At 51.2% G+C, this 12,191-nt stretch carries 9 protein-coding genes and 2 CRISPR repeat arrays; of the genes, 1 reads left to right on the top strand and 8 read right to left on the bottom strand.

Translation table 11 applies throughout. The features are described 5' to 3' along the window. Position 1: 1 nt before the first annotated feature. Positions 2-833: a CRISPR direct-repeat array (repeat unit 37 nt; unit sequence GTTTCAATCCCGTCCTGGGTTTTCTATCGGTTGCAAC). 132 nt (positions 834-965) lie between these two features. From cas2 to cas6, 8 genes are read right to left on the bottom strand one after another with little or no spacing between them, the layout of a single operon-like run. Then, positions 966-1,238, bottom strand: a complete 273-nt coding sequence (cas2, locus tag G6M89_RS21890; protein WP_165164023.1) for a CRISPR-associated endonuclease Cas2 — start codon at positions 1,236-1,238, stop codon at positions 966-968. 2 nt (positions 1,239-1,240) lie between these two features. Continuing rightward, on the bottom strand, positions 1,241-2,236 hold the full coding sequence (gene cas1 / locus G6M89_RS21885) for a CRISPR-associated endonuclease Cas1 (RefSeq protein WP_165164022.1): 996 nt from the start codon (positions 2,234-2,236) through the stop codon (positions 1,241-1,243). Beyond that, positions 2,233-2,850, bottom strand: a complete 618-nt coding sequence (cas4, locus tag G6M89_RS21880) for a CRISPR-associated protein Cas4 (protein ID WP_165164021.1) — start codon at positions 2,848-2,850, stop codon at positions 2,233-2,235. The genes cas1 and cas4 overlap by 4 nt, the downstream gene beginning before the upstream one ends. After that, positions 2,847-4,994, bottom strand: a complete 2,148-nt coding sequence (cas3, locus tag G6M89_RS21875) for a type I-D CRISPR-associated helicase Cas3' (RefSeq protein ID WP_165164020.1) — start codon at positions 4,992-4,994, stop codon at positions 2,847-2,849. The genes cas4 and cas3 overlap by 4 nt, the downstream gene beginning before the upstream one ends. Next, the gene (gene cas5d, locus G6M89_RS21870; protein WP_165164019.1) at positions 4,987-5,733 is read right to left on the bottom strand and encodes a type I-D CRISPR-associated protein Cas5/Csc1; all 747 of its coding nucleotides are present in this window, start codon (positions 5,731-5,733) and stop codon (positions 4,987-4,989) included. The genes cas3 and cas5d overlap by 8 nt, the downstream gene beginning before the upstream one ends. A 10-nt stretch (positions 5,734-5,743) precedes the next feature. Next, positions 5,744-6,733, bottom strand: a complete 990-nt coding sequence (gene cas7d, locus G6M89_RS21865; protein WP_165164018.1) for a type I-D CRISPR-associated protein Cas7/Csc2 — start codon at positions 6,731-6,733, stop codon at positions 5,744-5,746. A gap of 3 nt (positions 6,734-6,736) precedes the next feature. Next, positions 6,737-9,844 (bottom strand): type I-D CRISPR-associated protein Cas10d/Csc3, encoded by a 3,108-nt coding sequence (gene cas10d, locus G6M89_RS21860; RefSeq protein ID WP_165164017.1) that lies wholly within the window; start codon positions 9,842-9,844, stop codon positions 6,737-6,739. Then, on the bottom strand, positions 9,841-10,719 hold the full coding sequence (gene cas6, locus G6M89_RS21855; protein ID WP_165164016.1) for a CRISPR system precrRNA processing endoribonuclease RAMP protein Cas6: 879 nt from the start codon (positions 10,717-10,719) through the stop codon (positions 9,841-9,843). The genes cas10d and cas6 overlap by 4 nt, the downstream gene beginning before the upstream one ends. A 126-nt stretch (positions 10,720-10,845) precedes the next feature. Between cas6 and csa3 the strand changes: the two genes are divergently transcribed. Further along, positions 10,846-11,517 carry a CRISPR-associated CARF protein Csa3 gene (csa3, locus tag G6M89_RS21850; protein WP_343162673.1) on the top strand — a complete coding sequence of 224 codons (672 nt, stop codon included), beginning with the start codon at positions 10,846-10,848 and terminating at the stop codon, positions 11,515-11,517. A gap of 115 nt (positions 11,518-11,632) precedes the next feature. Next, a CRISPR array of direct repeats spans positions 11,633-12,183; the repeat unit is 37 nt; unit sequence GTTGCAACAGACCGAAAACCCAGTACGGGATTGAAAC. Positions 12,184-12,191: the final 8 nt, after the last annotated feature.

Here is a 12,191-nt window from a genome sequence, read left to right as displayed (position 1 = left end):
CGTTTCAATCCCGTCCTGGGTTTTCTATCGGTTGCAACTCGTTGCCAGACTGTCCACGACCGCGCTTGCCACCGTTTCAATCCCGTCCTGGGTTTTCTATCGGTTGCAACGGTTCTCCAGTGTTATGGATTTCGTAGCGCGTGTACTGTTTCAATCCCGTCCTGGGTTTTCTATCGGTTGCAACAAGATTTGATAGCGTCTGGGTGGAAGCCACGTCAAGTTTCAATCCCGTCCTGGGTTTTCTATCGGTTGCAACACGTATTTCTCGCGAGCCAGCCGGATCCGTTCAGGATGTTTCAATCCCGTCCTGGGTTTTCTATCGGTTGCAACCTGTATGAGGATGCGAAGGCCAACGGCGAGCGGAAGTTTCAATCCCGTCCTGGGTTTTCTATCGGTTGCAACAGCGGAAGGCCGTGATGGACCGTGACCAAGCCAAGTTTCAATCCCGTCCTGGGTTTTCTATCGGTTGCAACAAGAGGTCGTTGTCGTACTGTCCAATGTCTCTATAAGTTTCAATCCCGTCCTGGGTTTTCTATCGGTTGCAACAAAGACGTTGTGGCCGTCTCGAGCGTGCGGGATGAGGTTTCAATCCCGTCCTGGGTTTTCTATCGGTTGCAACGAGACGTGACTGTCCCACCAACAGGCGAGACCGTGTTTCAATCCCGTCCTGGGTTTTCTATCGGTTGCAACCCGATGCCAGACGGACTGGCTGGGAGCATCAAGTTTCAATCCCGTCCTGGGTTTTCTATCGGTTGCAACCCGACATTCGAGATGACAATCGGTTACTCGTCGTCGAGTTTCAATCCCGTCCTGGGTTTTCTATCGGTTGCAACAGGGGGTTGATATACGGCTATAGAGCTAATAAACGTTTCTTGTGCCCTGAATACTGCTGCTACGTTCGTCGACTACTGCTGTACACGTCATTTATAAGGATTGATGAAAACAGCCGCACGAAACCAAGTAGGTCAAATAACGTTCGACTGCTCACTGGGCTGTGAATCGCCAATATCCTCGATCGCGTCGACACACGATTCACAAAGTCGGTAGATCCGAATTCGATCACCGTCGGACGGCTCAATGTGCGATTCAAGTTCGTCTTCTAACTCAACACGATCGGTCTTCGAAATCTCCAGTTCGAATACGCTGTACTGTTTCCAGGCACCGTAGCGCTCGAGCGTCCGGTACACTCGTCGCCGATTCGAGTCCTTACTAACGTCATAGGTGATTGCGAGACGCATCGTTATCTGTCAAACGTAAGTGCGTGATACTCGTCCATTTCTCCTGTAATTGCCTTCCGGAGAAGGATTGATTGTTGCCGGATGGCCTTCCGTCGCGAAACGGTATACTCGAAGTGGGGATGAGTGAACTCCTCTTGCATGTATTCGTCGAACTTTGAGAGATACGTTTTGAACGCATCGTCGCTCAATCGATTGTCATCCCGAAAGTTATCGTGAGTCACGACACCGCGATTGACAAGCCGTGTAACGAACGCATCGCAAAAGATCGGGCGAAACTCTTCTTGCAGATCGAGTGCTAACGACGGACGACCATGGCGATCAGCATGAAGCACACCGAGGAACGGATCGAGATTGTACTGACGCAAAGCAGACAGTACTTCGTTTTTCATGAATACGTACGTAAGCGAGAGCAACGAGTTGATATGATCTTCCGGTGGGCGCTTCGTCCGCTTCTCAAATGTCCACCCATCGGTTAGCGTCTCGTCGAGTTTTGCAAAATACCGTTCGGCCGCTTCGCCCTCGGTTCCCCGGAGGTCGTCCTTGTTCTGGGCGCTTCCGACTCGAGTGCCGAGGTCCTTCAACACATCCGTTCCGTGGATACCCTTGCGCGAGAGCAGCGTGCGTCCGTTCCGAACCTTACCGGAAATCATAGCTTTCGCAATTTCGAGCTCTTCCTCTCTCGAGAGAGCGTATTGCGCCCGCCTGACCTCCGCAATCGTGTTCCTCTCTGGCACGAAACTGCCGCGGTACTTCCCATGCTGGGTGAAGTAATTTAGGATGATCCCGTGCTCGTTGGCCTTCGCGACAAACGGGGTTGAGAAATTCACCCCACCGAAGACGTTGATCGTGTCGATCTTGCCCATCGGACGCGATGCAAGCTCTCCCTCGTCGCCATCAACGTCCCAGACGATGATCCGGCCGCCGTCGACGCGAATCTGTGCGCCCTGCTTCGTTACGAAGAGGACAGCCTCGTCGTACATCCCTTCTGATTCCTTCATATCTGATCCTCCCAGCCAGTGCCGGCTGCTTTCTCGGGCTCTAAGCGTGCTGTTTCTTCGGGCATGCAATATTCTCTGGCGGAACAAGCCTCGCACTTCTTCGGGTTGTCGGTGAATGGAGGTTGGTTGTCAACAGTCATCTCCAATATTTTCGATACGATCTTGTGAACTGTTTCTCTATGCTGTTTTGTGATTCGAATCGCGTGTCGGGTATCAGTCGAGTACAGATAGATATAACCGACATTCACTGGCTCGTTGAGTGCGGCTTCAAGTAACATACAGTAGCCGGTGAGTTGCACTTCGTCGCTCGGGTAGTATTGCCCACTTTCCGAACGCTTCCGCTCAACTGGAGTAAAAACTTCATCTCCCGATTCTATCAGGTCGATTTTACCGTGTAGCTTGAGCTCGTCAGCTCTGAAGTATCGTTCAGTGATCCATCCTCCTCTGCTCGATTGATTCTGGTGTTTCGATCGACCATCAACGAGTTCGTACGGAGTACCAATCTCGTCGTGGTATCGCTGGTAATAGAACCGGCGTGGACAGTATACGAACTCATTCAACGCACTAACGTGAACAAGTTCGTCTCGTTGTCCAACGGTCGGTGGCGACTTCAAAAATCGAGCACCTCATCGAACGTACTCGACTCTTCCTGTATTCTGTCTTGGACACGACAATGGAGATATAGGGCGTCATGGCCAAATGCCACTGCTGCTTCCCCCTCTGAGTAAAGAAGTGGATAGATGAAGCCAAATGAGCCGAGCGAGTACTGGTTCTGAATTTGTGAGACATGCCCCTCGAGAGGATAACAAAGGATCTGGTCGGTGGAGAGGTCATCCTTTAATATATCCACACCGTTAACGCTAGGTGTCACTTCAACCTCTAAACCAGTACAGACCTCTGGTGTACGGATATCTCGAGGATGATCACTCAGAAGGCTGTAGAGTTCACCCGTTGCTTTGTACGTGAAAAGCCTCCCAGCGGCCTGATCAGAATCTATTTCGGATGGTTGGAAATCTCCTCGGTAAATACAGTAGCCGCTACTGTACGGTTCTAATCTTGACACTTGGTCAATGAGTTCGTCTGGCAGATGAGTTAAGAAGTCATCTCGAGTGTGGAACGAAATATCAGAATGTCGGAGAAGGTACGGAAGGTTGTACGTTTGAACAGTCTGTGAGCGCTGGTTGTATACAAGCGTCTGGACGCTTTCCCCTCGGTATGTTTTCAACGTCTCGAGGAGTTCTGAATCAGCTACCCCATGTATCCGTTGGAGATCGCTTTCAGAGAGGCCCTCTTGTTCTCTATTAAAAAAGTGACTTTCAATCCGATACCAACCAGTCTTTCGAACGGCCAGTTGGTCATCGGATGGTGCATCTTCTACTCGCTCTTCGACGTGATCGTAGGCCTCTACAGCAGAGTACCGCCAGTCAAACGAAGCGGGCGTGGACGAATCGACATAGGCTGATTTGATGCACTTTTCGAACTCTGTGCGATTAACCCACTGTCGGCTGAGACTGTCTGCAAGCGGTTCGAGATCATGAAAGAGATAGGGAGGTGCGTATGCAAACGCGGCAGAACGGTCAGAACGGGTACGAAGTCGTCCAAGGCGCTGGAAGAAGCTCGCAGCATCGTGGCCCGAGAATACAATCTGATCTGTATCGAAGTCGACACCGACTTCGACGGCAGAGTTACTCACTAACGTGTCGAACGTGTTGATTTTCTCGCGAACGCCTTCGCGGTGAAATCCGTCGATTCGCTCTACACGAGTGAGATCCGTACGACATAAGCGATCATACACGCGATCAATTTCGTGAACTCCATCGAGCATGATAACCGTCCGGCCGGTGGCCAATCGTTCCAACACCACTTCCTCGTTGTCTAGCATTTTTGTCGCGGTTCCGAACGTCGGTGCTGGCTCAATTAATAAATCGACAGGGGGTAAGACCGCGCGGTAGTCTGCAGGCAAATCACCCGGTGAAAACGATATTGTTGATGGTGTCTCCCTTGAGATTGCGGGGTGAGGAGTATTTCGCCAGCCAAAGTCTTCGACTCGATAATATGGTGCAACCATCGCCTCTTCGAACTGCTTTTCGAGGCGCACTTCTGGGGTTGCACTTAGGAAGACGAGGTGATTTAGCCGACAAACAGACTCGTTAGTATCGTACATCTCGTCGAGGAGAAAGAGCATCGTATTCCGCTCTTTTCGTGTTGCCCGATGGAACTCGTCAACGACTGCAACTTCAAATCGCTTAATTTCCCCAATTCGTTCACGGTAGATCTCTCGTCGGAGCAATACGAATATGTCGGGGTTCGTGAGAAGGATAACGGTCTTCCGGCTAGAGAAGGCTTGCTTCAGCAGCAACGAGAGACGTTTCCCGTTCGAACTGGCTTCGGGAAATTGCTCCGCATATTTGTTCTGGAGTGTTTCACTGGTGACTGCCAATAGTTGACAATCATTTCCACCATCGACATCATTCAATAAATCAGAAATATTCCTTTTTTGGTCTTCGATGAGGGCGTTTGTTGGGTAGACTGCGACTGTTGACAGCCCTTCTGAAATCACAGGTGCGAGCCAGGAGAGCGTTTTTCCCCCGCCGGTGGGGGCATCGTTTACGAATGTCCCGGGCTCACGGGCTGTAAGCGCATCGTGGAGTGCCCACTGGTGTCGGTACGGTGTGATACCGTCCACCGGATACTCACCCGGATACGTACGAAGTCCAAGTCCAGCAAGCTGGAACGTGACTGGATCGGGATTAGACATCATCCCGTTTTGTTGCAAGGAATTTCGCCCCGGTTGGGTAACAGATCCTCGATTCGCTCCGGTATGGGGGTTCAATTGCGTAGTGGTCAGTGTCAAACTCCCCTTCGAACCAGACCGGTGTTGGTTGCATCTGTTTCATCACGACACCACCAGTCGGAGTTGTGTCGTGATCGTATACGCTTAGCGGATGTCCGAGACTGAACGTACCCGACCGACGCTCGGCTTCAACGATTCGATAGCTAACGTGTCCCTTTCCTCTCTTCTTCCCGAGCCGAATATACGACGGGAGCCGCGTAGCTACTTCGCTCGCGTCTTGCCCGTACGGAAAGACGTAGAAACGGAACGTGTTCTCGGGTGCTAACGCCCGCTCACGCTCGAACGTCGGGAGATTCTTATCAGCACGACCTGTGGGGTCGTCAGTTGCTGGGTAGTTTGGCGTCGCATATGTATCGCTTCGAGCGTTCCGATTTGTCGTGAGATATTCCGTACGAGCTGTACCTTGTCGTTCGATTCGAGCGGGAGCCGCCGGGGTGACGTACACTTCATTGACGACATCAGCGGTATCTTCGATGTAGGTGGGCTGGTGGTTCACGTCCACGTATCGTCCACTCGCAAGGCCGAGGGCGTAATGCAGCGCTGTGTTCAGGATACAAGGGTCTGTATCGGTCATTCGACCCACCTCTCGTGAGGCGAATCCCACTTTTCCGTGCGTCGTAAGCGTTGCTTCGATAACCTGCATAACAGCCCCGTCAGTCCCCGTCAGTTTTGATTGCGTTATCGATAAACTCCTCAGAATGCGGGCGCTGAGCTTCCATTATAGCCTCGAGTTCGTCATCTGCAGTCATCCCGATGAGTTCGTTCACGACTGCTTGGTCAACTGGGTTCTGTGCAACTCCTTTTGTACAAGCAGCGTCGTAAGCATCTCGAACGTACTCGCTTGCCTCCGAAATATCGAGCGCTGGTGACTGAACGACGTCACTTAACGTATAATCGCTCTCTGTAGCGAACGACCTGATGACGTTTGCTGTGAGTTCTCGGTTCGAGGGCCCTTCCTCGGAGCCAGTGTACACGCCAAGGATGTGGTTTTTGACGCGTCCGAGCCGAGTCGTTGCTGCACCGTATCGCTTGTTTCGTTTCGTAATCGCTACGACAAATGCCACTTCGGCAGGTGTGGCGTCTCGGAGGGTAATTGCACACGGGAAGAGTGAACCCGGTTCGAAGAAATCCGGCTCACGGATGGTCGAACGAGAACCTTTGGCGTAATCCTCACCCGGTGCGTTCTGGAACTTCTCGTCAATACACGCGCTTGCATCTCGAACGCTAAACGCTGTGTCGTACATCACTCGCGAGGTAACGCCGATATCGACGTCATCATCGCCGCTTGCTGCGCTCCCATAGAGAGCAGACTCGACTGAACGGGGATTCATGTTGTTTACCTCCATCGAGTCCTCTTCCTCGTAATCCAGCAGTTCGCGCTGGATGGCCTTGCCCATGCGACGGTCGCTACCGGTTTGTTTACGCATGAACATTATTCCTGGCGAATACTCTATACTCGAGTCATCTTTGACAACCGACAGTGACGCGATGTCTGCGTCTTGGCCGTTCGTCGTGAAGATTGCGTGACTCTCGAGTTCTCTGAGTACCAGGATCGTTGTGTAGTTGGTTCCTGGCGTGTTCGTCATTTCGTCGATCGGAACGGTACCGCTCTCTAGCGCCGTAGTGACTGATTCTGGTAGCATTGGTTACTCCATCTCCGTGTCCGCGTCGTTGGTCTCGGTCTCTTGGTCACGCTCTTCGTAGAATCTCGTTTCTGCCCTGAGCGTTGCACCAAAGAACCCATCGGCAAGGTTATTCTTTAGTCGTTTCAGCTGTGAGGGACGACCATTGGCGATACCATAGAGGATCTCATCGACGAAGAATTCGGAATACTTCTCGATGCGTTCCTGTAATGATGTTCCAGCGTTCGACATTTCTGTACTGACTGGGTAAACGCCGTCCCCCGCCTGTCGGTCAAGCATTTTCTGCAGTCGACCCGAGACGAGCATCACGTAGTCGTCTCGGCTAAGCTGTTCTCCTGTCTTTGAGACCGCCTTCACACTCTCGCGAAAGACTCGCTCGACGCGATGGGGTTTTCGCCCGTGACCGCTTGCGGGACGGATTGCATCGTAGGCTAAATCAGCGAGTTGTGTGACGCGGCTGTGTGGTGTATCACTCATATTTGAACCGTGCTGCTTGATGCCGGCTTGCTCATCGAGCGTAACAGCATACCTCATCAGGGCAGGAATATACGGCCCCTCATCTGAGGATTGGGCTGCTCGTTTGAGCAGATGTGACCCCGGGAGCAACTCGTTGCGAGTTACCCGAAGATACTTTGCGAATAGTGAATCCTTTCGAGAGTTTCCCTGCAAGGCGTGACCGAGTTTGATTAGTGCCGCTGCAGACCGAAGACGGCCTTGTAACTCTGAGAGTGGAACATCATCTCCGTAGAACGCGGTCACTTGACTGAATCCACCTCCGATCTTTACGAATTCTCGGAAGTCACGCGACTGCGTCTCCGGGATTGGAGACGCGCTGAGATATACTCGCATTCCCGTGTGAGAACTGATTGCGAGGGCGAGAAAGGCCCCAAAGAATTGGAACTCGGTATCATTTCCTGTGTCATCATCGTACAACTCTTTGAAGTACCCAACAACTTGTGCGCCATATTGAGCCTCTTGATCGAACCCGCCGGAGAGCGAATCAATCATTGGTCGACCCCCATCATCTTGAGTGAGTTCGACTAACACCTGATTGAACTTCTCTGGTTCCTCAATATCGAAAACCGCCTCGGCGAGCCGACCAATTCGGACACGATTATCGCCGGTAAACTGATTGATTATCCGGTTGTATAATCGCCATGCAAATGGTGTGTAGAAGTAATCTGGGGAGAGGTGAACGAATAGTCGGCCAGTGTAACGATTGTTACTAGCCGCACCACGTAGCGAAAGTTCAATTTGGCACGGGACGCATACCACTCGATTATCTCGTTTACCACTCCCAACTGGATCCCGGTTCGTGAACCCTCCACGAATCATGGTGACGTCATCAGATGGCTGCATATCACCAAGATTGTGTCTATTACTTAGCCCACCAGAACAAAGTGAGCAAATCCGTCCACGACGAGAGGTTTCTGCATACTGATGGAAAGTGTCTGTAAGTGCGCCCGCTTCCCCTTGTAATCCATTACCTATTCGGAGATGTTTCTGGATGAACGATACCACCTCTGAGCGGTATCCTCCAGAATGATTTTCTCGAAGAATTTCCATCCAGTTCGACTCATCTGCAAGCGAATCAAGGCCGTTCTCAATATCTTGAATTAGCTCCGATTCCGCTTCACTAATTTTTATTCCCTGGCCGTGTTTCTTGAGCAATGCTTGTCCGAAGACGTATGAGAATTCCCATTTATTACCGCTTACCAGCCGATCTTTGACATCAGGTGGAAGTGAAATGAGTTCTTCTGCAACATCCTCTGGAAGATTGAGGACGTAACCGGTCGCACGTAATCCCTCCTCAGACTTCATCCCAGAATCATCAAGGAATGTTGGAAGAATTCCTCTGCGGATAGTGCTTACAAACCGTGCTATCCCATACAACTGGCTTGTTTTGTATAACTCTCTACCAAGATCATCCTCCAACAATTCCATCGACTCCAGAGCCGAATCAGTCGGCCCTTCTTCAATAGAGCCATCATTAACTCCCTTTTTTATAATCGCCTGTGTTACTCGTTGAGAACCAGCATAAAAGAACTGAGAGGGGTTTAGGCTATAATGTCCGAGATTTACCGTCGCAATGTCTTCTGCAAGAAGATCTGTATTACTGTATGTAGGATGTGAATCACTGATGTTATCGCTCAATCGCTTATAAACTGCATCTACAAAGTTTTCAGTGAGTTCAGGGCATGAATTTTGCGGCGCAAGATACACACACCCATCCTGATAGATAGTGAGAAGCGTGTGATCATACTTTTCTTCAAGGAGCTCATCAACTGCAGCATTAAGTAGATTCGTGAAAATGCCACTTACGTGATCGATTCGGTGATGAGCCAGTTCAACGCCCGCGCCTGGGAAGCATTCTTGAAACTGTTTTTGTGCTCTTTCGTTCGCCGCCTCTTCTGGCGTGGTCGAAGACGCCATTCCATCTGCTAACCGGATGAATGGCCGATATTCTTCCCATCGAAGAGTCACGTTCGTCGATTTCGCATTGTTGGTCGCGTGATGATCCACAGCACAGGAGCGAAAGTCCTGCATCTCGAGTGCTGAATTCTCTTCTGAAGGCTCGGTACTGAACTCCTTGAGAGAGAGTTCGTCAATGAAAGGCTCTAATTCTGCGATTGTAATGTTGAATCGCTCTGATCGATTCTCATCTTCATCACGGAGTTTGTGATAGTCATGAATGACTGCAAGAGCGATGAGGTGACGCAACTCTTTTGGAGATATTGGTCTGAGGCCGGCCGGTTCTGCCTGAGTCGCGAGCCGGTGGAGGAAGAAAACGAGATTTCGGGTGTGATTGAGCATCGATTGGTCGACCTTCCCGTACTCGGTGCTCTTATTCGGGAGGTATAGCCAACCGGCCTCGATAAGTTTTCCATCAATCTCGGAAAGATACTCCTTGAAGACCTCGTTTAGTGCTGCCTGTTCGTCAGATAATGTCTCATCGGGAGCAAATGCCTCGTCAGGATTTGCAATTACCTCTTCTGGAAGGGATGCAATACCTGATTGTGACTTCTCATTTGTATGTGGCTGGTCCTCTTCTTCAGCAGCATAGCTAAAGTCATCAATCTCTCTTTGTTCATTGTCTGAACTATCACTCATTCACTCAACACCTGGACATTGACATTCCCACACCCTCGAGCCACAGCACTCCCTACCCCACTGTACTCCCCGAACAATGCGAGTGCCGTCATAGCGTTTTGGACACTGTCGCTCGCGTTCTTGAACTCGTATGTGCAGTGTCCCGAGAACCCCTGTGCCTTTTTCATTCTCTTGTGCCCATCGTTATTTTCGAACCGGCTCACAACCACGCTGTGAGTTTCATAACTCGAGTCATCTGGTTTCTCGATTACGGATGACGAAATCGTCTCCCGGTCGATATCGACTTCCAGATCGTCGGGCGCTGTTCGGTTCCATTTCCCTAGAAGACTCGAGAAAACGGCTTGTCTCGTTGGGAACATCGTCGTGACCGACCCTGCTTCCTTAATGCAGGTTGCTGTCCGGAAGTCAAACTCAAGTCTGGGATCGCTGACGCCAGCTGCTTCCTCGAGGATATCTGCGTGTGTCGTGTTCTCACTTTCGAAGCGCTCCACTCGCAATTCACCATGGCTTAGTTCGATAGACTCACCTTCAAGCACAAGCGCGTTCACGAGCGCTTGGAAGACGTCGGTGTCGTCGGGGTGGACGATCCCGAGCGACAGGTCGTAGGTCTTGCCAGGGAGTAGCGTCTTGTGGTGAGATCTATTGCTTTCGCCGAATGGGCCTTGTAATCCGCTACAGTGGAGGCTTCCCATCGGTGAGTCGTGTACGCTCGTGCTAATCTCGGCGTCAACATCCGATAGGACAGACAGCAATGCTGAATAGACGGAGTATCCATCGGACTCTGGAACGGGAAACCGGGATTCAGGCATGAGTGTCGCTGTCACCCGCCGTACCCGCGAGGCGGACGTTGCGTCCCTCCCGTCGGTTATTGCCATACTCGACGTTTGGAAGGGACCTACTTAGTATTGTTTGAAAGGAGACAGATATATGCAGCAGAATGTTCTTCAGCCTGTAACGTACCACTGTTTTGCAGCGATAGGTATTTGCAACTCGTCCGAATCGTGAAACACGTGCGAACGTATATTTCGCCGATTGGGTACGACACCCGTCGTGTGACTCGGCCAGTGGTGAAGACGGGCCTCGGAGCTGAGGATACGGTAGTCTTGTTGCGTCCCAGTGAGGAATCCGACACGGAACAGGCAATGCAAGCAGTTGCAGATGTCGAACAGTTGCTGCAGGAAATTGAACCGATGGCATCCTGTTCAATTGAGCGAATATCTACGGAAACGTTCGAGGCGACAGTCCGTGACTGTTGTACAGTCCTTGCTGATATCGACTCGGATAGCAACGCAATCGTCTCGCTTGGTGGAGGTCCACGGGATGTGCTACTTCCGCTGACAGTCGCAGCACTCGTCTTGTCACAAACGGTCGACAACGCGTTGTTCTTCAGCGACATCGATAATACAGTTCAGGAATGGCCACTACCAGACCTGACTGCAGGGGTTCCGAGTCGAACGACAGACACATTCGAGACCATCGTCACGGCTGGCGACTGGCTTTCACTGTCTACAATTGCGGACGAAACGGGTCAGTCGAAGAGTACCGTTATTCGGCACGTGAATGACCTCGAGGACGCAGGTCTCATTGAGTCGGATACGAGTGCAAAGGCCAAACGAATTCGTATTGCCTTCTCCGGAGAGTTGCTGTCGTTGGCTCGAACTAGCAGTCCCTAATCCCAGCTTCATCGACCCTCTTAAAGGCGCTGTACAGCCCCCTTTCACGAAGTTGGGTGCAACTCTCATGGCTGGAGAAACAATTATTTGCTTGCTCCCGCTATCTCAACCCCCTGTTGCAACAGACCGAAAACCCAGTACGGGATTGAAACAATCGGAAAGAGAAACAGCGACGGAGGGGGTACTGTTGCAACAGACCGAAAACCCAGTACGGGATTGAAACTTGTAGCGCCGTGGGATTTTAGCGGGATAATACAGAGTTGCAACAGACCGAAAACCCAGTACGGGATTGAAACCGATCCGCACAGTCATTAATAGTGGCTGACCGGAGCGTTGCAACAGACCGAAAACCCAGTACGGGATTGAAACCCTACCCTCACACGGATACTGTTCAGGAGGAACCATGAGGTTGCAACAGACCGAAAACCCAGTACGGGATTGAAACCTACGTCCGCCTCTGAATGGCAAGAAGTAGACGATCTGTTGCAACAGACCGAAAACCCAGTACGGGATTGAAACAAGGTTTGCCCTGAGTGTGGCCATGCACCGCGAAAGTTGCAACAGACCGAAAACCCAGTACGGGATTGAAACACGACGACGCTGACGAGGACTACGGCACAGTCCTAAAGGTTGCAACAGACCGAAAACCCAGTACGGGATTGAAACTCTTCGGG

It is taken from the genome of Natronolimnobius sp. AArcel1, from assembly GCF_011043775.1.
Classification (GTDB): Archaea; Halobacteriota; Halobacteria; order Halobacteriales; family Natrialbaceae; genus Natronolimnobius.
Note: the sequence above shows the minus strand (reverse complement) of the source record. Positions and strands in the feature narration are given on the sequence as shown.

Coding starts and splice junctions, on each gene's coding strand:
- cas2 (WP_165164023.1), bottom strand. CDS start 1,238: ATGCGTCTCGCAATCACCTATGACGTTAGTAAGGACTCGAATCGGCGA.
- cas1 (WP_165164022.1), bottom strand. CDS start 2,236: ATGAAGGAATCAGAAGGGATGTACGACGAGGCTGTCCTCTTCGTAACG.
- cas3 (WP_165164020.1), bottom strand. CDS start 4,994: ATGTCTAATCCCGATCCAGTCACGTTCCAGCTTGCTGGACTTGGACTT.
- cas5d (WP_165164019.1), bottom strand. CDS start 5,733: ATGCAGGTTATCGAAGCAACGCTTACGACGCACGGAAAAGTGGGATTC.
- cas7d (WP_165164018.1), bottom strand. CDS start 6,733: ATGCTACCAGAATCAGTCACTACGGCGCTAGAGAGCGGTACCGTTCCG.
- cas10d (WP_165164017.1), bottom strand. CDS start 9,844: ATGAGTGATAGTTCAGACAATGAACAAAGAGAGATTGATGACTTTAGC.
- cas6 (WP_165164016.1), bottom strand. CDS start 10,719: ATGGCAATAACCGACGGGAGGGACGCAACGTCCGCCTCGCGGGTACGG.